General features: G+C 44.3%; 18 protein-coding genes and 2 tRNA genes. 7 read left to right on the top strand and 13 right to left on the bottom strand.

Annotated features, from left to right (window positions below; translation table 11 throughout):
* Window positions 1-11: 11 nt before the first annotated feature.
* From ACN9MT_RS04500 to ACN9MT_RS04490, 3 genes are all read right to left on the bottom strand, one after another.
* Window positions 12-85 (bottom strand) — tRNA-Ile (locus ACN9MT_RS04500).
* Window positions 86-96: 11 nt separating this feature from the next.
* Window positions 97-170, bottom strand: a tRNA-Met gene (locus tag ACN9MT_RS04495).
* A 126-nt stretch (window positions 171-296) separates the two neighbouring features.
* The gene (locus ACN9MT_RS04490; RefSeq protein ID WP_426272852.1) at window positions 297-1,940 is read right to left on the bottom strand and encodes a Na/Pi cotransporter family protein; all 1,644 of its coding nucleotides are present in this window, start codon (window positions 1,938-1,940) and stop codon (window positions 297-299) included.
* Window positions 1,941-2,148: 208 nt separating this feature from the next.
* On the opposite strand from ACN9MT_RS04490, the gene ACN9MT_RS04485 reads away from it, so the two are divergent.
* From ACN9MT_RS04485 to ACN9MT_RS04470, 4 genes are all read left to right on the top strand, one after another.
* Window positions 2,149-2,634, top strand: coding sequence for a hypothetical protein (locus tag ACN9MT_RS04485; protein ID WP_426273460.1), 486 nt, complete (start codon window positions 2,149-2,151; stop codon window positions 2,632-2,634).
* Between the two features lie 167 nt (window positions 2,635-2,801).
* Entirely contained in the window at window positions 2,802-3,911 is a 1,110-nt protein-coding gene (gene ispG / locus ACN9MT_RS04480; protein WP_035409173.1) for a flavodoxin-dependent (E)-4-hydroxy-3-methylbut-2-enyl-diphosphate synthase, read from the top strand.
* 99 nt (window positions 3,912-4,010) lie between these two features.
* Window positions 4,011-4,580 carry a 5' nucleotidase, NT5C type gene (locus ACN9MT_RS04475; RefSeq protein WP_251137900.1) on the top strand — a complete coding sequence of 190 codons (570 nt, stop codon included), beginning with the start codon at window positions 4,011-4,013 and terminating at the stop codon, window positions 4,578-4,580.
* A gap of 98 nt (window positions 4,581-4,678) precedes the next feature.
* Window positions 4,679-5,758 (top strand): GGDEF domain-containing protein, encoded by a 1,080-nt coding sequence (locus ACN9MT_RS04470; RefSeq protein WP_426272851.1) that lies wholly within the window; start codon window positions 4,679-4,681, stop codon window positions 5,756-5,758.
* A 60-nt stretch (window positions 5,759-5,818) separates the two neighbouring features.
* On the opposite strand, the gene ACN9MT_RS04465 is transcribed toward ACN9MT_RS04470, so the two are convergent.
* The 5 genes from ACN9MT_RS04465 to ACN9MT_RS04445 form a co-directional block, all read right to left on the bottom strand.
* Entirely contained in the window at window positions 5,819-7,648 is a 1,830-nt protein-coding gene (locus tag ACN9MT_RS04465; protein ID WP_426272850.1) for an EAL domain-containing protein, read from the bottom strand.
* A 151-nt stretch (window positions 7,649-7,799) separates the two neighbouring features.
* Window positions 7,800-9,233: an NAD(P)H-hydrate dehydratase gene (locus tag ACN9MT_RS04460; RefSeq protein ID WP_426272849.1), complete on the bottom strand. Its 1,434-nt coding sequence runs from the start codon at window positions 9,231-9,233 to the stop codon at window positions 7,800-7,802.
* Between the two features lie 92 nt (window positions 9,234-9,325).
* Window positions 9,326-9,757, bottom strand: a complete 432-nt coding sequence (locus tag ACN9MT_RS04455) for a Fur family transcriptional regulator (protein WP_426272848.1) — start codon at window positions 9,755-9,757, stop codon at window positions 9,326-9,328.
* Complete coding sequence (locus tag ACN9MT_RS04450) at window positions 9,729-10,598, bottom strand: metal ABC transporter permease (protein WP_313489914.1); 870 nt, start codon at window positions 10,596-10,598, stop codon at window positions 9,729-9,731. Before ACN9MT_RS04450 ends, ACN9MT_RS04455 begins: the two co-directional genes overlap by 29 nt.
* The gene (locus tag ACN9MT_RS04445) at window positions 10,595-11,362 is read right to left on the bottom strand and encodes a metal ABC transporter ATP-binding protein (protein WP_035409184.1); all 768 of its coding nucleotides are present in this window, start codon (window positions 11,360-11,362) and stop codon (window positions 10,595-10,597) included. The genes ACN9MT_RS04450 and ACN9MT_RS04445 overlap by 4 nt, the downstream gene beginning before the upstream one ends.
* A 215-nt stretch (window positions 11,363-11,577) precedes the next feature.
* Here ACN9MT_RS04445 and ACN9MT_RS04440 point away from each other — a divergent pair, with 215 nt between their 5' ends.
* Genes ACN9MT_RS04440 through ACN9MT_RS04430 form a run of 3 tightly spaced genes read left to right on the top strand, consistent with a single transcriptional unit; the run spans window position 11,578 to window position 15,491 of the window.
* A complete protein-coding gene (locus ACN9MT_RS04440; RefSeq protein ID WP_426272847.1) occupies window positions 11,578-13,116 on the top strand; it encodes a Ppx/GppA family phosphatase in 1,539 nt (512 codons plus the stop codon).
* A complete protein-coding gene (locus ACN9MT_RS04435; RefSeq protein ID WP_426272846.1) occupies window positions 13,113-15,266 on the top strand; it encodes an RNA degradosome polyphosphate kinase in 2,154 nt (717 codons plus the stop codon). Before ACN9MT_RS04440 ends, ACN9MT_RS04435 begins: the two co-directional genes overlap by 4 nt.
* A 54-nt stretch (window positions 15,267-15,320) precedes the next feature.
* Window positions 15,321-15,491 (top strand): XapX domain-containing protein, encoded by a 171-nt coding sequence (locus tag ACN9MT_RS04430; RefSeq protein WP_023467523.1) that lies wholly within the window; start codon window positions 15,321-15,323, stop codon window positions 15,489-15,491.
* A 120-nt stretch (window positions 15,492-15,611) separates the two neighbouring features.
* Here the strand turns inward: ACN9MT_RS04430 and ACN9MT_RS04425 are convergent, their stop codons facing one another.
* The 5 genes from ACN9MT_RS04425 to ACN9MT_RS04405 form a co-directional block, all read right to left on the bottom strand.
* Window positions 15,612-16,229: a hypothetical protein gene (locus ACN9MT_RS04425; protein WP_426272845.1), complete on the bottom strand. Its 618-nt coding sequence runs from the start codon at window positions 16,227-16,229 to the stop codon at window positions 15,612-15,614.
* A 20-nt stretch (window positions 16,230-16,249) separates the two neighbouring features.
* Window positions 16,250-17,152 (bottom strand): deoxyribonuclease IV, encoded by a 903-nt coding sequence (locus ACN9MT_RS04420; RefSeq protein WP_035409192.1) that lies wholly within the window; start codon window positions 17,150-17,152, stop codon window positions 16,250-16,252.
* A 98-nt stretch (window positions 17,153-17,250) separates the two neighbouring features.
* On the bottom strand, window positions 17,251-18,603 hold the full coding sequence (locus ACN9MT_RS04415; RefSeq protein WP_035409194.1) for a DEAD/DEAH box helicase: 1,353 nt from the start codon (window positions 18,601-18,603) through the stop codon (window positions 17,251-17,253).
* 47 nt (window positions 18,604-18,650) lie between these two features.
* Window positions 18,651-19,604: a sugar ABC transporter substrate-binding protein gene (locus ACN9MT_RS04410; RefSeq protein ID WP_426272844.1), complete on the bottom strand. Its 954-nt coding sequence runs from the start codon at window positions 19,602-19,604 to the stop codon at window positions 18,651-18,653.
* Window positions 19,601-21,364, bottom strand: coding sequence for a two-component system sensor histidine kinase NtrB (locus ACN9MT_RS04405; protein ID WP_426272843.1), 1,764 nt, complete (start codon window positions 21,362-21,364; stop codon window positions 19,601-19,603). Before ACN9MT_RS04405 ends, ACN9MT_RS04410 begins: the two co-directional genes overlap by 4 nt.
* Window positions 21,365-21,486: the final 122 nt, after the last annotated feature.

Genomic DNA, 21,486 nt, shown 5'->3' with positions numbered 1-21,486 from the left:
GTTCTACTGAATGGACCCTGCAGGGCTCGAACCTGCGACCGGACGGTTATGAGCCGTCAGCTCTAACCAGCTGAGCTAAGGGTCCTTAAGTAATAGTAGCGGCGGAGGGAGTCGAACCCACGACCTCACGGGTATGAACCGTACGCTCTAGCCAGCTGAGCTACACCGCCATGATGTATGTTTCTTACTCTTACTAGATTACGAGATGTGACGAAACTTGTCAATATGCTATTTCAAAAAAATAAACAGCTGATTTCATTTTTTTCGAAATCAGCTGTATTAAAATACGTCTATACTTAGTTCGTTAATGCTGTCCGCTGTTCAAGGACGAGATCCGTGATGTTCACAGCGTGATCGCCGATTCGTTCAAGGTTTGAAAGTAAGTCGACGAAGATCATTCCTGCTTGTCCTGTACATTCACCAGCATTCACGCGAAGTACATGATGTTTACGGAATGAACGTTCGAGTGCATCAAGTTTCCCTTCAAGTTCAAGAACTTTTCGTGCCCGCGTGATATCGTCTTCTTCGACGGCGCGAATCGCACAAGCGACGATTTCTTGTGTCAGGACATACATCTCATCGAGCTCTCGCTTCGCAGATGTGGTGAACTGAATCCGGTTGACGATCTGGAAGTCGATTAATTCAACGATATTCTCAACATGATCACCAATCCGCTCAAAGTCATTGACGGCGTGCATCAATAACGAATGATCGTTTGATTCACGTTCTGATAAATCATGTGCTGCTACTTTAACGAGATAACTCGTCACTTCTGTATTCAGGTGGTTGATCGCATATTCAATCTGCTCGGATTCTGAAACATCTTTTTTATCATGCGATTGCGTGTAACGGTGTGCTTTTGCAAGTGCGTCTTTTGAGAATTCACCCATACGCAAAACTTCAAGTTTCGCTTGGTTTAAAGCAAGCGTAGAAGATTGATTTAAGATGTTTTGATCGAGATGACGCGGTTTTGAATCGATCGTCGTATCCGTACCTGGTACGATTTTTTGAACGAGCCATGCGATTTGTGCGATGAACCAACATTGAATCAATGTGTTGACGACATTGAACGTTCCGTGTGCAAAAGCGATTTGCATTTTCGGTTCTAAACCAAGCGCGTCTGTAATCCATGCGATGAAGCTTGAGAACACTGGTAATGCGATCAAGAACAAAATTGTTCCGATGATATTGAAGATGACGTGTGCGGCGGCTGTCCGTTTGGCTGCGATCGACGCACCAAGTGCTGCAAGTACTGCCGTAATCGTTGTTCCAATGTTATCACCGAACAAGACCGGTAGTGCCGCTTTGATATCGATCATGCCACCAGCATACAACTCCTGTAAGATACCAATCGTCGCAGATGACGACTGAACAAGAACTGTAAAGATAGTTCCGACGAATACACCAAGCAATGGGTTATCCGACATCGAGACAGTCAACTCTCGGAACCAGGCACTTGATTCGAGCGGAGCCATCCCGTCCCCCATCAATGTGAGACCGTAAAACAATGCACCGAAACCAAAGAAAATCTGTCCGATATACTGAACACGTTCTTTATTGAAGAAGAAGATCAAGAAAGCACCAATGGCGATTGCCGGAAGTGCCGCTTCTTTAACGTTGAAGCCGATGATAAAGGCCGTGATCGTCGTACCGATGTTCGCTCCCATGACGACACCAATTGCTTGTCGTAAATTCATCAGACCTGCACTCACGAGTCCGACGACGATGACAGTCGTACCGGATGACGATTGAATCAATATCGTGACGACGATACCTGCTAAGATACCTAATAGTGGATTCGTCGTATACTTATCGAGGATATAACGTAATCGGTCTCCCGCTGTTTTTTGGAGACCATCTCCCATATACTTAATACCGAAAAGGAAAATCCCTAGTCCACCGATGAAGGTAAAAATCATTTCCTGCAAATCATAGTTCATCTTGCCAGCTCCTTTATTTGATGTGGATTGATGTGTTTGTAAAGTTTATTTTTTCGACTCCCCCTATTATGTAAAGGTCTAATGAACTTGTAAACAGTTTTCCCGACATCCAATTGTTAAGGTTTTATTAATCTGTACCACTACAATAATTCCTTTATTTATGAACAAATAGACAAACCAAAAAATCTGTTATAAAACAATGGAAAGAGTGATATTCTTGTCTTTTTTACGTCAACTCATTAATTACTTACAAACTTCATTAATTCCAAACCGCTCGTTTTTACGACTTCGTCTATCAGATGTTTCTTTGTATTTCTGTGGATTGGCTTGGATTTCACTATGGACGACGATCATCGATTCCTTCTTTTTACAAAAAGATATTCCAATCGTGATTTGGTTCGTTCTCCACTTCATCTTCATCGCTATCGCGGTCTTACTGTATTTGCTCTTGATGGCATATCTGACGAAAGGATTCGTTCGTCTGTTACTCCCCCGCCCATGGGCATATCGTCAGACGTTCCCTTACACGGTTGCAACGAATCTATGGACCTTCCCCCTTGGCATGCTTCTTTACCAATTGGGGCATCATCAAATAGGAGTCGCTTTACTCATCCTCGGGCACTTCATTTACACGTTAGTGCCATTATGGATCGCCCGTTACTCGAAACCCCGCGCGTCACGTAAATCTCGATGAGTATCAAAATCAGGCGTCCGACGGATTGACGGACGCCCTACTTTCATTAAACAATTGTAAATGTTCGATTTTCGTTCTTGTTTCTCGATTTTTAGGGAATAGTTCGATATGATAGAAAAGGTAAACATAAACAATATGGCGGTATGCCACAAAAGGAGATTTTCGATATGCCGAAAATGGTCCATCGCTCTAAGACTCGTCCCGTTCGTGTAGGGGACCTTGTCATTGGTGGAAATAATGAAGTCATCATCCAAAGTATGACGACAACTAAAACACACGACGTCGAAGCGACAGTCGCTGAAATCCTACGTCTTGAAGAAGCTGGTTGCCAAATCGTCCGCGTCGCTTGTCCAGAAGAACGTGATGCGCTCGCACTTGCAGAAATCAAAAGCCGAATCAACATTCCGCTTGTCGTAGACATCCACTTCAACTATAAACTCGCGCTCATGGCGATCGAAGCTGGCGTCGATAAAATCCGGATCAACCCAGGTAATATCGGTCGCCGCGAAAAAGTCGAAGCCGTCGTGACAGCAGCAAAAGCGAAAAACATCCCAATCCGTATTGGGGTAAACGCTGGTTCACTCGAAAAGCACATTCTCGAAAAATACGGTTATCCAACAGCACGTGGTATGGTCGAAAGTGCCTTGCACCACATCAAGATCCTTGAAGACCTCGACTTTCATGACATCATCGTTTCATTGAAAGCATCAGACGTACAGTTGGCGCTTGAAGCATATCAACTTGCTTCTGAATCGTTTGATTATCCACTTCACGTTGGGATTACGGAATCGGGTCCACTACGTTCTGGTTCATTAAAATCAGCAGCAGGACTTGGAGCGATCCTCTCACGCGGAATCGGAAACACGGTTCGTGTATCTCTTTCAGCAGACCCTGTCGAAGAAGTAAAAGTCGCAAAAGAAGTCTTGAAATCATTTGGTCTCGCAGCCAATGCGGCGACATTGATCTCATGTCCAACATGTGGTCGGATCGAAATCGATTTGATGTCGATCGCTGCAGAAATCGAAGACTATATCGAAAATATCCAAGCGAACATCAAAGTTGCTGTTCTTGGTTGTGCAGTCAACGGTCCTGGTGAAGCACGTGAAGCCGATATCGGTATCGCCGGCGCTCGCAACGAAGGATTGTTGTTCCGCCATGGAGAAATCATTCGTAAAGTACCAGAAGCAACAATGGTCGAAGAATTGAAAAAAGAGATCGATGCCATCGTCCTCGAAAAACAGGCTGAAAAAGAAGCCGAAAAAGCAAATCACGTATAAGATAGGGACTCCTCTTTCATGAGGAGTCTTTTTTCGTATCTCGATTTCGACTATGTTATACTAAGTGAAGAAAAATTCTTAGAACGTGGGTGACTGTAAATGAAAATTGGAATCGACATCGATGGAACGATCACACATCCATCCTCTTGCTTCACTTACATGAATAAACATCTCGGAACGTCGATTGACTTCAATCAGGCGTCTGAATATGAATTGCATACGTATACGGATATGAATCAAATCGAATTTTGGGACTACATGGTGAATTCTGGTCACGAGACAGGAATTTATCGTGAGTCCATCCCTCAAGAACATGTTCGCCACCACTTATGGAATTTGCGGAAGCAATATGATCTCCATTACGTGACAGCACGATCGGAACTCGTTCGTCCTGTAACTGAAGAGTGGATCAAACAACATGAACTTCCTCTTGATTCCTTAATCATGACGGGATCACACGACAAAGTACAAGTCGTCCGTGATTTATCACTCGATTTGTTTATGGAAGATCGATTAGAGAATGCTGTGCAGATCGCAGAAGATACATTCATCCCTGTGATTTTGTTCGACGCACCTTATAACCGTAAAGCCGTACCGAATAATGTTATTCGTGTCGCTTCATGGAATGAGGCCGTTCAAGAGATTCAAAAATTTGCACCGATTCGTTAAAACAGCCGATTAGGCTGTTTTTTCCGTTTTTCATGTTATTGAACTCTGAGATATCTTACAATGATTTTCGTTTTAAATTTTAAACTAGGAAGTGCTTCATGATGCTTGCTACAGTGAATATCTTTTTTATTAATATTTGTATTATTTTTCTCGTTTCTACATTCGCCTTTTATCTGCTTCGTGATCGTTTACCGATTCAACCCGACTCGATGATATCTACTCGGCTGTATTTTGGTTTTGCTAATGGGATCACCGGTATTCTTCTTATGCATCATGCGATTGATTTAAACGGCGCACTGATTGATTTGCGTTTGTTACCTCTCGCTTTATCCGCTTTATTCGGTGGTAACATCAGTATCACAGTGACGGGATTAATGCTTTTGATTTATCGTTTTTTAATCGATAATGGCGATTCTATAAATGCCTTACTTAGTTCTGTCATGACGCTACTCGGTTTTTTGATGCTGTCATTTATTTGTCGTCGGTTCATTACACGGCAAGGATATTTTTTTGCCGCCATCGTGACAGTCGGTTCTCTACTTGTTCTTTGGCGACTGATTACGAGTAATTCCCCTGTAGATGCCTGGAGGACGATTTATATTCCTTATTTCGTCTTAACGATTGGCGGAGCCGTTTTGTTTTATCGTTTGTCACTACTCCTGCAACAACATTTTGTTCTTTACTCTTATCAATCCTATCTCGCTTCGACCGATCAATTAACAAGGCTTGCGAATCGACATGTCATTTTGGAAAAGGTCACGACGCTTGAAAAAAACAGAGCTTCTTGGGGGGTTATCTTGTTTGACTTAGACCACTTCAAGAGTGTGAATGACACGCATGGTCACGCCGTCGGCGACGCTGTCTTGCGCCATTTTTCGATTGTATTGAATGAACGTTGTCCCGCACCTATCACAGTTGGTCGATATGGCGGTGAAGAGTTCATCGTCATCATTCCAGATTGTGACCTTTACGAACCTATTCATTTAGCAGAAACAATTGTGGCAGCCGTTCAACAAACGCCATTTGTCATGCAGGATCACGCTGTATCGATCACGGTATCTGCTGGAATTGCTTACGCTCATCATCAACCCGCTGAAACGGTCTTCAAGCAAGCAGATGCTGCTTTGTATGAAGCAAAAACACAAGGTCGAAATCAATATCGACTGTACCAATCATAAATACTGTATGAAAAAGCCACTTCTCTCCGAAAGGTTCGGACTGAAGTGGCTTTTTAGGGATTAATGAATCGTTCCTTCATTCGTTTTTTGTAGCAGACAGATGATTTCTTCGAGTGGTACCGGTTTAGCGAAGAAGTAGCCTTGGAATAAATGAATCCCGATTTCTTTGGCAATGCGTACTTCTTCTCCCGTCTCTACCCCCTCGACGATACATTCGACATGCATCGACTGACTCAATTGAAAAATCGACTCAAGGATCGATTGTCGTTTCTCTGATGCTCCGATTTGTTCAATGAATTGCTTTGGAATCTTTAATTGACGTAACGGTAATAAACGTTCGAGGACGTGATACGAGGCATGACCAGTCCCGAAATCATCAAGAGAAACTGGAAAATCGAGTGTTTTGATGCGCTTGAGCGCTCGATGAATCGATTGACTCTCAAAATCAAGCGACTGACTTTCCGTGATCTCGATCTTAATCTGTTGCGGCTTTAGTGCATACTTGAGTAGCGTTCGTTCAATGAATGGCATGAATGACTCACTCGTCAATTGTCGTGGCGATACGTTAACCGATAAGGTAAATTCATCCGGAACGAGACCGATCAATGCTTTACGCGTCTTACACCCTTCCTCAAAAATCCATTCTCCTAGACGAATCATCAAGTCACTTTTTTCAGCAATCGGGATGAAGACGGATGGTCGATCAGCTCCTTGCAACGAGGTCTTCCAGCGAACCAATGCTTCAAGACCGATGAATTGCTCTGATCGAACATCGTACTGCAGTTGATAGACGAGGTGAAAGTCCGTTTCAATATTAGCCTGTGCTAATGATTGTGCTGCTTTGACTCGCAATTCTTGATCCTTTCGCCAGGCTTGGTCAATGCACATCACACGTTCATTTTGTTGAGCGGCTTCCTGTAGCGCAGTCAATAACTGCTGTACTCGACGCTTCCGATTGTCCGTCGCCCCTTCTCCATTATCGATGACGATGGATATGTTGACGTAGACATGATGCCCTTCGATTTCGTAAGGTATGGAAATTTCTTGACTCAATTTTTCCATCGCTTCCTTACATGCCACCTTATCCGGCTTTTCCATGACGATCAATAACGTTCCTGCTTCGATTCGAGCAAACGCTTGATAAGGAGGTAGTTTTCGCTTGAGCCGTTCAATACATGCTCGTAACACTTGTGACTGAATGTCTTCTCCAAAATACCGTGCCAACTCATAATAATTTTCTAAATGAATCCCGACAAAAATGAGCTGTTTATCAGGTCTTGGGAAATCGACTTCGTTCAATCCTTGACGATTCAAAACACCTGTTTCTTCGTCACAGCGTGCCGTATCGTGTAGTTGTATCGCCAAATCATTCAAACGATTTAAATTACGGATATGCAAGTGATTGATGACAAGGGCGATGGAAACACCAATTATAATCATGCCAATTCGTCCATAATGATCAGTCGGATCAATTTTCACCGTCACGGTATCGGCATTCCACATGACGTAAAAACTAGTTGCGATGGCAATGATGATGGCGTACCACATCATGATTCGTTGATACGAAATCAAAGCGATCATTAAAAACAAAAAACTGCTAGCCCAAACGGTGACCGCCGCATAAGGTAAAAAACTAATCGAAGTGATTGGAACAACGAGCAATATCAAGGACAATAAGTGGGTTTGCAACACCACGTCCATCTTACGACGACTGATATAAAAAATAAAAATCCCCATGAGGACTAAAAATGAAATAATGACAGAACGACTTAAATATGCATTCTTTATCGTCTCTTCCGTCGTCGTATAAATGATTAAAGCGCCAACGAGCATCATGAAAAGGGCAAAATTTCCGATCCACCATTGTTGTTTCCGAACAATGTCCTCCATGTATTTCCCTCCTTTCCATTAGATTTTTCGTATATAGGTTTCGACATCGCTTGATGATACTCCTATCGTATCGAATGTGTCAATTCTTTCCTAAAAAGAAAAGTCTTCCCTCATACATGTCGCGGAAGACTTTTCTCTAACATTTATTGTCCTATAACCCAAATCGTCCTAACTCTTCGATGACATCCGTTGCTAACAAACTACTTGGATGTAATCGTCGTTCAACTTGTTTTGAAGCACGCGCATACCACTCTGCTCCTAGCGCTAGCGTCCTTTCGACATCTCCTGATGGATGTTGCGCAAGGAGACTCGTTAAAATTCCAAACAAGGTATCCCCGCTTCCTCCCTTTGCAAGACCACTCGATGCACCAGAGATGACAAACCCACCTCCATTTGGTTTAGCGATTAAAATGACATGGGATTTCAAAACGACAGTTACTTGATGCAAGACGGCATACTCAGTTGCTTGACCGAATAGATCATCTTGAATACTTGCAACAGTCTGATTCGTCATCCGAGCGAATTCGCCAATATGCGGTGTGACGATGATCGGCGCGGTTCGTTCTGGGTAACTTTCTTTTATTAGTGCTCCGGCATCTAATACTACCGGTAAATCACTCTCAAGTAGATGATCCACCCATGTTTCGGCTACTTCTTGCGATAAACCAGGACCGATTCCAACTGCTGATATGGAAGATAGCACGTTCTGAATCGCCGGTAACGTCTGGTCCACGACCATCGCTTCCGGTGCTTGGACGACGATCCCCTGTTTCGCAAGTGACGTCGTCGCGACTTGTAGTTTACCGACTCCCGTTCTTAGGGCTGCCCGTGTCGCAAGTTGAATGGATCCCGGCATCGTGTCACTTCCTCCAATCAATAATGCGGTTCCGTATGTCCCCTTGTGACCGTATGGTTCCCGCTTAAACAAGGAAGCCAGATCCTTCGGTGAGACGCGCCATTCACCAAAAGCCGGTAATCCGATATCTAGCGTTTCTGATTCTCCATAAAACGGTGCCGTCCGTATCAAAAAGGTAGATCGTTTCATCGCATGCAATTGAAATGTCGCATCTGCTCGAATCGCTATCTCTTTGAATCCTATAGTATGGTCCGTTGGCACACCGCTCGGTACATCTATTGCATAGATGCGTGCTCCTTGCTGCTTTTGTTCCGATACGAATGTACACTGCGCCTCGAATTCCGGATTAATCCGACCTGGATCAAATCCAGTACCGTATAAGGCATCCAAAATGACATCATATCGACCACATGGTTTTTCGGCTACAAGTCCGAACGCTTCTGCATAATGAGTATGAATCGTTGCAATATCCGAACGACTCTTTCCAAACGGAGTGAATAGCGTGACATCGAATCCGTCACGTATCAGTTCGCGACCAATGACATAACCATCCCCACCATTATTGCCGGTTCCACACAAAATTAGTATTCGTTCCCTCTTCGAATGGCGCGTTTTAATCTGTGTTGCGATCTGACTTCCGGCTCGCTCCATTAACACCTCGAGCGGTAGCCCAGATGTCCGTGCCCACTCATCAATTTGTCGTGCTTCCTGTGTATCATAAATCATCATCTCATCACCTCTGTTCGACTATTCCCGTTTTAATCAGGACTAGTCGTATAAAAACAAAAAAGAGAACGTCCCGAATGGACGTTCCCTTCTATTTAAGACGTCAAGCGTTGACAATTCGCACAACGTCCATAGATTTCGAATTTATGATCTTCGACTTCAAAACCAGTCTCTTGAGCAGGTGAAATCCACTCCATCGGGCAGACATTCAACGTCTCCGTCTTGCCACAGATTCGGCATATCAAATGATGATGGTGATGACCGGAAGCACAGGCAGCCCGATATTTCATCTCACCGTCTAATTCCGTCACTTCTAATAAATCGATTTCCGAAAAATCATTCAAGTTTCGATAAATCGTATCATAACTTAACGAAGGATGAGACGTCCGGAGAGCTTCTGCCACTTCCCGCGCACTGACATACCGATTCACTTCAAACAGATACGATAGCAAATCCAGACGTTTCGGTGTCATTTTAAACCCACAAGCCTTCATTCGTTCACGCGCTTGTTCGATGTTCGTCTTCATGTGTTTTACCTCCTATCCAAAAACGTTCTAATAGCATGACGATGATCAGTTCGAGCACGGCAAGTAGGACAATCATTCCGCCGGGTGCTAAATCAAACTGATAAGCCAGGATGAGTCCAAGTACTGTTGCAACCTCACCGAAGATGATAGCTAAAAAGATCGTCGTCTTAAAACTTTTTGCAATTCGAAGTGCTGCCGCAACCGGCAACGTGATTAAGCTCGAGACAAGTAAAATCCCGACGATTCGCATACTAATCGCGATCACAAGCGCAACGACGATCATAAAGAGAATGTGAACTAAACGAAGTCGGATTCCCGAGACACGTGCCTGTTCCTCGTCAAATGAGAGGAACAACAATTCCTTATAAAAGGCAAAGACGAAGATGACGACCACGACCGTCACGATAAGAATCGTGTACACATCCGTTAAGGCAACAGCCGAAACCGTTCCAAATAAGAAGGAGACGAGATCCATTGAAAAGCCGTTCGCAAGACTAATGAATGTCGCACCGAGCCCCATCCCTGTTGCCATGATGATCGGAATCGCGAGTTCTTGAAAATGCTTATATTTAGCGCGCAACCAATCAATCGTCAGTGCCGCGATGACCGACGTCACGATTCCTAAGTACAGTGGATTTAAGTCCGCTAATTGCGCGACCATACCAGAAATCAAGAGACTGAGTGCAATCCCAGCTAACGTGACGTGCGAAAGTGCATCTGCGATCAGGCTCATCCGCCGGACGACGACGAACGAGCCAATCAATGGGGCCGTGAATCCAATTAAAATGGCAGCCACTAAAGCATACTGTAAAAATTTTAACGTCATGAATGCTTCAATCATTGGACACTCTTCCCTTCGTGAACGAGGACACGTCCCGGAACTGGATAGAGGGAGCGGATCGTCTGTTCATCTAGTTCCCAATACTCTTTAATGCCACAGTTACAACCTAAACGTCCATCGACCAAATGAATGACATCCGTGACGAGTTTGCTGACGAAATGGATATCATGTGTCACAAGGACGAACGTTCGCCGTTTATCTCGACGCAGTTCTTCAAGAATTTCATAAAATTCTTTCACGTATCGCTGATCGACACCAACAGTTGGTTCATCTAAGATCATTAAGTCCGGATCGTTGACGAGCGCACGCGCGATGAAGACGCGTTGTTGTTGACCGCCGGACAAGTCGCCGACTTTTGAATCACGGCGTTCCCACATTCCGACTGTTTCAAGGGCAGTCCGCACTTTGTCTCGATCATCGCGTGACAAACGACGAAAAAGTCCTTTTTTAGCATACAACCCCATCTCGACGACTTCTGCGACAGTTACCGGGAAACCCGAGTTAAACGAAGCTGCTTTTTGCGAGACATAGCTGATTCGCCACCATTCATTGAATTGCGATTGGGGTTGTCCGAATAAGCGAATCGTTCCTTTCGGTTGCAATAAACCTAAGATACATTTGATCAGCGTCGATTTCCCAGATCCATTTTCCCCGACGATTGCTAAGAATTGTCCTTGTTGAACCTGAAACGAAACTTGATTCAATACCCGGCGATCTGGATAATCATAGCTGACTTGATCAATCTCGATGATTGGTGTTTCCATTTATTTTCACTCCTTCCGTTTTCGTAAAACGGAATAATTACGTCTTAATCAACTGTCTTATTATAGCGTTCGCTAATTATTGGTGCAACTCTAGCAACTTCCTATCCTCCTTTGAAAATAATCAAGGTACAATAAAGACAGAAACTAGCTGTTTCCGGCTTGTTCAGGAAGGGAAATCTTTTAATGCACGCATCGCAGAGAGGAGTCGAGGTCACTTGAAACAAGAACTTGCAGTTATCGATATCGGTTCCAACTCAATTCGTTATGTCATCTTCCATCCGATCGCTTCTGGTCGTTACATCGAGAAGATTAACATTAAAGTCGTCGCGCGTTTATCTGCTCATATCAATAAAGACGGAGCACTTGACGACGCAGGCATCTCGTTACTCGAAGAAACGTTACATCGATTTTACGAAGTCGGTGTCACCCATGAGGTCGAGGAGACGATTTGTGTCGCGACCGCTGCTATTCGTAATGCGACGAATCGAGAAGCAATTGTTAAATCCGTTACTGAAAACACACCTTTTTCCATTCAGGTTCTAACAGACGAACAAGAAGCATACTATGGTTATTTTGCTATCATCAATTCGACCTTCCTGACAGATGGGTTTTCTGTCGACATCGGCGGTGGTTCCATGGAAGTCACCTTGATCGAAAATCGCGAGATGGTAGCGTATCATAGCTTTCCATTTGGCGCCGTCACATTGACACGGCAATTCGTTTCCGACGAGACACTTAGTGCAAGTGATAAGAAGAAGTTGGTGAAATTCTTAAGGGAACAATTCGAATCGATACCATGGCTAAGTGATAAAAAGCTTCCTTTAATCGGTGTCGGTGGTTCTGCCCGAAACTTCGTTCGTATCCATCAATCCAATCAGGATTATCCGCTTCGGAGCGTTCATCAATATCAAATCAAGGCGAAGGAACTCGCTAAGATGGTCGATGATCTGGAAGGGAAATCAGCGAAACAGCTATCGAAAATCGAAGGGTTATCAAAGGATCGAATCGATATTTTCCTGCCGGCATTGATTGCGATCCAAGGGTTAGCTCAACACATCGAAGCGGAAGAATTCATCATGAGCAATCTCGGTCTTCGTGAAGGTCTTGTTTACGAGTTCGACGTGCAGGACGAAGCATACCGCCGGATTGAAAACGTACGTGAGCAGAGCCTCTATCAGCTTGAAAGTGATTATAAGGTCAATCGTGATCGTGCGTCGTATATCAGAACACTTGCTAAATCGATGTACCGTCAACTCGTCACGTTAGACCTGGTATCAGAACGAGCGTCCGATTTACGCCTCCTCGATTCCGCAAGTCGTTTGTTTTATTGCGGTCAATACATTAATCCGGACACGCGATCAGACCAGACGTTTTATTTGTTGACGAACACCGAAATGAATGGCATGACGCATAAGGATCGCGTTGCACTCTCCCTTGTCAGCTCCTATTCTTCAGCAAAACGGATGCAACAACTCGCAAAGCCGTTCAAAGAATGGTTCACGGAAGAATCACTGGACCGCTTCGACTTACTCGGTTCTTTACTCAAGTTAAGCCATGCCCTCGACGTGACGGAACGAAAAGCTGTCGATCATTTGGAACTGTTCCTTAAAAAGGACCAACTCCAATTCGTCCTCGATACAGGCGATCACGATTATGGATTTGAAGTCGAAAAAGCCGAAAAACAAAAGAAACACCTGGAACGAATCATTGATTGTACGATTACCTTCGAAACGAAAGGAGATCTTCCTTCATGAAGCTCGACATACCGGAACATTTCAATAATCGTGAGCTCAGCTGGCTCCAGTTCAACGAACGTGTACTGGGTGAAGCTTTTGACACACGCAATCCATTAATGGAACGTTTTAAGTTTCTCGGTATCTTTAGTTCCAATTTAGACGAGTTCTATATGGTAAGGGTCGGTGGCTTAAAGGATGAAGTGCTCGCCGGGTTCAATAAACCGGAAAATAAACAACAGATGACACCTAAACAACAGTTACGTGCGATCGCGTTGAAAACAAAAGAGTTAGTCGATCGGCAATACGAAGCATTTCAAGCAATCAATCAGACGTTATCAGATGAAGGCATTACATTCTTAAAATACGACGCCCTGACTTCAGAACAAACGACCTATGTAAAATCCTTTTTCCGTGAACAAGTCTTTCCGGTACTCACGCCTGTTGCTGTCGATGCCTATCGTCCGTTCCCGATGTTGTCTTCAAAATCACTTAACATCGCAACGGTTCTTGAAGCAGAAGACGGGACGAAACGAAATTTGGCACTCGTACAAGTACCTGCTGTTTTACCGCGATTCGTCGATTTACCGGTAGAAGATGACGAGACGACGGCTGTCATTTTACTCGAAGACGTCATCATCGCCTTTATTGACAGTTTATTTAAAGGCTATCGCGTGTTGTCTGCTATGCCATTTCGGATAACCCGGAATGCCGACCTTCCGTTTCACGAAGAAGGGACACACGATTTATTGAAGTTAATCGAAAAGGAATTAAAAAAACGGCGTTGGGGGGTAGCAATTCGACTTGAAGTCCAAAAAGCTGCCATCAATACTGAACTACTCAACATGCTACGTGATGTACTTGATTTGCAGGAACGCGATATCTTTGCTGTGGATGGTCCGATTGATTTGACGTTCTCCTTCGCCTTCTACAGTCAAATCGGTGTTGAATATGATCATTTGATCTATCAGACGATCATGCCGGTCGATCCACCCGCACTCGATAGTTCAAAAAATCTGTTCAAGCAATTACTGGAACGCGACTATCTCTTGCATCATCCGTATCATACGTTTGATCCTATCGTCCGGTTCATCGTCCAAGCGGCTAATGATCCGAACGTCCTTGCCATCAAACAAACCCTTTACCGCGTATCTGGTGACTCACCGATCATTAAAGCCTTAAAAACAGCAGCCGAGAACGGGAAACAGGTCACTGTCCTCGTCGAACTCAAAGCTCGATTCGACGAGGCGAAGAACATCGAGTGGGCAAAGCAGCTAGAAAAAGCCGGCGCTCATGTCATCTACGGATATAGTGATTTAAAGACGCACTCGAAGATCACGCTCGTCGTCCGACTCCACGAAGGAAAGATTCAGCGTTTCGTCCATCTTGGTACCGGCAACTATAATGATTCGACGGCGAAACTATACACGGATGTCGGATTATTGACGGCTCGAGAAGAAATCGCCGAAGATGCGACTAATTTCTTTAACTGGTTGTCCGGATACGGGGAACAACCCGAATGGAACGTCATCCAAACTTCCCCGAACGCGATGCTTGAGAAGTTCCTGTCATTGATTGATGAAGAAATCCATCATCATCAAAAACACGGAAACGGTCGAATCGTTGCCAAGATGAATAGTTTAACGGAGAAAGACATCATCTTACGTCTCTATAAGGCATCGCGCGCCGGTGTACAAGTCGAACTTATCGTTCGTGGCGTCTGTTGTCTGCGTCCTGGCATTCCAGGTGTTTCGGAGAACATTCGCGTCATCTCGATCGTTGATCGTTATTTGGAACATTCACGCATCTTCTACTTCCATCACAACGGGCAGGATTTGATGTATGGGTCAAGTGCTGACTGGATGACACGCAACATGCGAAAACGGATTGAAATCTTGTTCCCGATTATGGACGAAGAACATAAACAATATCTAAAGGATTGTCTCGCCCTCGCCCTTGCTGATAATGTCAAAGCGCGTGAGCAGACAGCCGATGGATCCTATTATTACGTTAAAGACGGAAAACAGAGCTGCGAATCACAGTTGCTGATTCTAGATTATACGAGCGGCAAATTAAAACAAAAACCAAGTTTTACAGCTCCATTGAAACAAAAGTGGATCACAATCGAAAAGAAGGATGACAAAGTCATTCTTGATCAAAATGCCACCTGACATTTAAGATATACTTTACTTCAAATGCTGATTACAGCAGAAAGGACGAAATGTATGCTTCAGCAAATCTTGTTATCCCTTCTCGCAGGCGTCATCTGCGGAGTCGTGTTCACCGCATTGAAATTACCAATCCCTGCTCCACCCGTTTTCCCAGCCGTCGTCGGGATCTTTGGTGTCTTCCTTGGGATGAAAATCTATCTGTTTTTAGTAGAACGCTTTTTCTAATCTAAATGAAAACAGTTCTCTTTACTGCCAGCGCAGATAGAGAACTGTTTTTTTGATTCTTTTAAGGTTTTAATGATTGGATGATCAGTCATACGAGCTCTGCTTGAATAGAAAAAGCTTTTACTCACTCTCTTCCGTCGCCGCCGCCGTATCCATACCATGCAACATCCGTTGATGTAACCACCGGTGACATGTCGGACACACCGTCTGGTATCCTTCTGATGTCAAATGCCATTCGAGTAACGACTGCCTAGACTCCTCACAATGAACACATTGACGCGCAATTTGTTCTAGATGATTTCGCTCCTTGAAGCGCTCGATTCGACGTTGTTTAGATTGTTCGAGTGTCAGCACATCGGTTTCGAAATACCCATACTGCCATGAATCAAGCAGACGTGTGCGAAACGCACTTTCGACTGGTCCGGTTTTAAGACTAAGTTGATCGAGTGGTCGTCCAAGTAACGGATGTCGTAAATCCACACTGATGAGATCAAGGCACACATATGACCCTTCCGAGTCGTCAGCATTCGTCAACCAAAATGGATCTTCTGGACGTGTCGTATACTCGGTGAACAAGACTTCTGCATACGCAATGATTCCATCAGACGTCGCAAGAAATACTTCTTCTCCCTCTGCCAGATCTGCCGGCAAATAAAACGGTTCCTTTGTTTCATAATAGTGGACAACAGCTTGTCGTATCGCAAAATTAGTCTCATCGACGACGAGTATATGACACATCACTGACACCCCTTTATGAGTTATTCGACCGGTGCTCCTAGAATCGGTAGACGCCAGTCTGCATCAAATGCACCCGAACGTAACATATCGATTTCTTGTTTATACGGTGCTACTTTTTTCTTTGGATCGAGACCAATGTAAGGTGTCTCTAGAATTTTGGGTAAATGAGCCAGGGCAGGATGATGCACGACACGGTGTAAGGCATCAAATCCAATCTCACCAAAACCAATATTTTCGTGACGGTCTTTCCGCGCACCGCGGACATTTTTCGAGTCATTCACATGGATGACACCAAGACGATCCAGTCCGACGATTCGGTCGAATTGTTCGAGAACACCATCTAGGTCGTGCACGATATCGTATCCCGCATCATGCACGTGGCATGTATCAAGACAGACGGACAGACGATCATGATGTGTGACGCCTTCGATGATCTGAGCAAGTTCCTCGAAGGTTTTTCCGATTTCCGATCCTTTTCCAGCCATCGTCTCAAGCGCTATCTTCACCTGTTCTTCGCCTGTCAATACTTCATTGAGTCCTTCAACGATCCGTTTGATTCCAACCTCTTCCCCAGCACCTACATGCGCACCTGGATGCAATACGATGTGTCGTGCTTTCTCTAGAGCTTCTGCTCGTTTGATCTCAGCTCCTAAAAACGAAACCGCGAGTTCGAATGTCTCGGGTTTTGTCGTATTCCCTAGGTTGATGATATACGGTGCGTGTACGACGATTTCTTCAATTCCATTCGCACTCATATGTTGCAATGCTTCCGGAATTCGTAACTCTTCCATCGGTTTACGGCGTGTATTTTGAGGTGCTCCTGTATAGACCATCATCGTCGTTGCACCATAAGACGCTGCTTCCTCACTGGCACCTAACAGCATTTTTTTCCCCGAAACGGAGACGTGTGAACCTATTTTCATGTTGTTTTCCACCTTTCTCTTTTTACAGTGTACCAAATCTTGAAAACGACAAGACACCCGAAAAATGTTTTTTCATTTCACGGGTGTCATCAATGGAGTTATTTTGATTTGCGGGCGTTTTCTTTACGTTGCGCGCGACCGACACCACGTTGTTCTTTGATGCGTTCACGTTTTGCTGTTTCTTTCAGCTTATATTGATGTTTCTTCTTATAACCTGGTTTAACACGTTTTTTCGCTTTTGCTGCTTCACCCGAAAGACGACTATGCGCTGTCTTCGAGACGGCAGTCTTCATGTGCGGCTTCGCGCGGCGGCGTTCTTTGACTTCGACGATTTGACTGCCTTTGACATCGACGTTCGTAAATTGAATGCCACGGTCTTCTAAGCGATTGATCATACCGTTCTCGTGATCTTCAAACAGCGTGTACGCCAATCCATCTTGATCGACACGACCTGTCCGACCGACACGGTGAACGTAGAAGTCCAAATCTTTCGGAATACCGTGGTTGATGACGTGTGAGACACCTGAAATATCGATTCCACGTGCAGCAAGATCCGTCACGATGACATACTGGTACTTCGCATCGTTGATTTCCTTGATCGCTTGTTTCCGGCGACGAGCCGGGAGGTCACCGTGAAGAGAACCAACATTAAGTCCTGCTTCTAGGAACAAAGCTTCGACTTCGATTGCTTCTGCTTTTGTGTTCGTAAAGATCAGACAAATATAAGGGTTCAACGCTTTCGCGACTTTCAGTGTCAACTCTGAGCGCTCACGGTGTTTGACTGGAATCGTATGGTGAACGATTTTCTTCGCTGTCTGTTGTTTCGGATCCACATGGGCGTAACGTGGGTTGTTCATGTATTTTTTCAAGAACGGTTGCAATTTCTCAGGAATCGTTGCTGAGAAGACCATCATCTGAAGCTGTTCTGGAAGAGCTTGAGCAATCCGGTCAACTTCTGGCAAGAACCCCATATCGAGCATTTGATCCGCTTCATCGATGACGTAGTGCTTCACGAAATGCGGCTTCAATGCTTGTTCCTTGAATAAATCTAAAATACGTCCCGGTGTTCCGATGACGATTTGTGGCGAGACTTTAACACGACCAATTTGACGTTCGCGATCCATCCCACCTGTAATGAGACTCGTTTTGATGAAGTCAGGTTCTTTCACAAGTAACGATTTTAGTTCTTCATGGATTTGCCAAGCAAGTTCACGCGTCGGAGCAACGATGATCGCCTGTAATTCTTGAAGCTTCGGATCGACGTTTTGAACGATTGGAAGAAGGAACGATAACGTTTTTCCTGTTCCTGTTTGTGATTGACCGATGATATCGCGCCCCTTTACTGCAGCTGGGATGATCCGCGACTGAATGTCGGTCGGTTTTGTGATGCGGGCGTCATCGAGTGCTTCGATGACGAACGGGTGTAATTGATAATGGCTGAATCCATTCATGAATTGACACCGTCCTTTCCTTATTTGCTGAGGCATCTGCCTCTCGATTAGTTCAACATGGTTATGGGTCTACTACCGTCATACAGATAGGAGTACGTATAAAAACGATTTGGAATCTTTTTGTTTTTCGTATGAAGCTTCAATGCACTGAAGGCGACTTTCATCATCTCATCAGCACTCTGGACGACCGTCGCATCCATCGATTTCATGTCAACAGCTTCTAATATAGCACGATTCCCGTCTATGCCGACAATTATTTTTCCTTTGATGCCTGCTTTTTTCAATGCTTCGAGGACACCGAGCGCGATATCGTCATTATGACAATAGACGGCATCAAACGGAATTCCTGACTCAATCACCTGCGTCATAACCTTTTCTGAAGTGATGGGGTCGTAATCCCCATTCACGGATTCGACAATCTGAAGTTCCGGCTCACGCTCAAGACCAGTCAAAAATCCTCGGTGTCGTTCATTCGTTGTATTGACGTTTGTTGTCCCTGCGACTTCAATGATATTGGCGGTAGCTCGTCCCGTCTGCTTGATACGTTCGTGTTTAATGAAGGATGCAAGTTGTTCCCCAATCAATTGATTATTTGAAGTGATTGAACTGACGACTGCATCGGAACGAATCAATCGATCGATGGCAAAAACCGGAATCCCGGCACGAGCCGCTTCTTCTAATGTATTAGCGATATAGACGTCATCTAATGTCGTCACGAAGATCGCATCGACTTTCATCCGAATGAACTCTTGAATCTGCTCCCGTTCATTGATGCGTGAGTTATGGGAAGTCGTGACGACCGCTTCGTATTTATTGATTTTTGCCTGCGTTTTAAACGCATCTACGAGCCGTTGTGCGAACTCATGCTTATCATTAACGATCGTAAATCCAACGAGATGACGTCGTGGACTAGGATCTGGATTGACGAACAAGTTGGAAATGAACAGAACGGATGAAATCCAGACAATCAGGACGAATAACCAGGCCTTATTGAATTTCATTCCATTTGCTCCTTTCGTGGCAAGTGAACTTGAATCGTCGTACCGACGCCCGGCTTACTATCAAAGATCATTTTCCCTTTATGATCACGGACGATTTGTTTCGACATGAAGATCCCAAGTCCATTTCCATCGACTTTCGATGTTTTGAATGCTTGACCGACATGTTCGATTTGATCTCCGTCCATACCGATTCCGTTATCCTGAACAATGAAGACGACCTCTTCTGGATAGACATGCACATGCAGATGACATATGCCGTCCGGTCCTTTAAACGCAACAGCTTGTAGGGCATTTCGGACACAGTTTGCTAAAATTTGTAAGATCCCCTCTTCTGACGCATAAATCTTCGGCATAAAGGATGGTGTATAAATCTTGCAGTCCGCCTCGTAATGATGCGCTTCAGCTTCGAGGATATATGTCAATTTCTTCATTAAATCATTCATATCAATCGTTGTTTTTTGAAGCGCATTGTTCTCACCTTTTGACAGATCGAGCATCGTTTGAATCATACCATTCGCCCGATCGAGTTCTGATAAAGCAAGGACTAGCATTTCTGCATTACGATCTTTTTCCGTCGCTAACAACTGTAAGGTCATCTTAACAGGCGTCAATGGATTACGGATTTCGTGTGCGATTCCTGCTGCTAATTGACCGAGTGATGCTAATTTTTCTTGATGTAACATCGTTTGTTGCTGACTCAATTGCTCAAGACGCGCATTTTCCATCCGTTGTGCATACTCGTTATAGGCGGCAACGAGTGTCTTGACCTCATTAGATCCCGCTCGCTCAAGAACGATCGGTTTGGGTGAGGTGCTTTTCTCGATCTTATTTACAAGTTCAAGCATCGGCGCGGTCAACTGCTTCGACATCAAATAGCCGACAATTAGACTGAGGACAAGCGTTAAAGCCGCGATGATCAAATATTGTTGTCGTGTCGTATAGACCGGTTCATAAAAAACATTTCGCGGCGTTCGAACGAGTATTTTCCAATCCGTCACTTTCAAATCTTTCGCAAAGTAATACATATCTTGATTCGTACTAAAAATCTCGGAAGGTTCTAGCGATTTAAAAGCACGGTCAACCACACTTCTTGATAATACGCGCTCTTCATCTGTCACGAGATTACTGGATGTGGCTAACAATTGTTTTTTACTATTGAAGAGGTAAGCAATGGTCTGATCGTCGAACGATTCAAGTGAATTTCGAAAAACAATCGAATTCATGACGCTTAATCCACCACCAAAGACTCCGACACGCTCATTGCCGTCTCGAATCGGGACGAACATGTACGTGACAGCATCTGACTCCATCGTATAGAGCTTGCTCATATGAAAATCCGTACTCGTCAACGTTTGCAAAAAATCGTCGTCTTTTAGGATGGTACTATTCTCCACTCGACGATCATCGCTTGAAAACCAGGTGATTTGTTTCGTCTTTCGGTCAAAATAAAAGAGACTTTTAAATCCTGTATCAATGTCTAACAATTTAGACTCCTCAATTTTCCGACTCAACTTTTTAGGGTTTTTGACATTCAACTGCAAGCTCATGATTTCTTCATGCAAATTCCCGACATTGTCGCGAATTGCATTCCCAGAGACTTCAACACTTTTTTCACTCTGTTTCTCTGTTTGTTGTTCGACTCGGGAAATCGTGACCCGGTCTGCAGTGAAGGCAAGCGCTGAAATGACAAGACAAATCAGGATGAATAAGACGGCGGTGATTTGGAAAAAATACGACCGCATCATTTTCTTTGACTCCATCCCTTCGCCTCCCTTTTGAATAATTGACAACTTCATTAGTATAGCATGTTCTGTGGCTGAAACAGACTCCTCTATTTTCATTCAGCTTCAATCAATGGTACACTCTAACTAATCATTCTTTT

It is taken from the genome of Exiguobacterium sp. R-17 (assembly GCF_049913315.1).
Classification (GTDB): Bacteria; Bacillota; Bacilli; order Exiguobacteriales; family Exiguobacteriaceae; genus Exiguobacterium_A.
The sequence above is the reverse complement of the archived record's forward strand: the minus strand, read 5'-3'. Positions and strand labels throughout refer to the sequence as shown.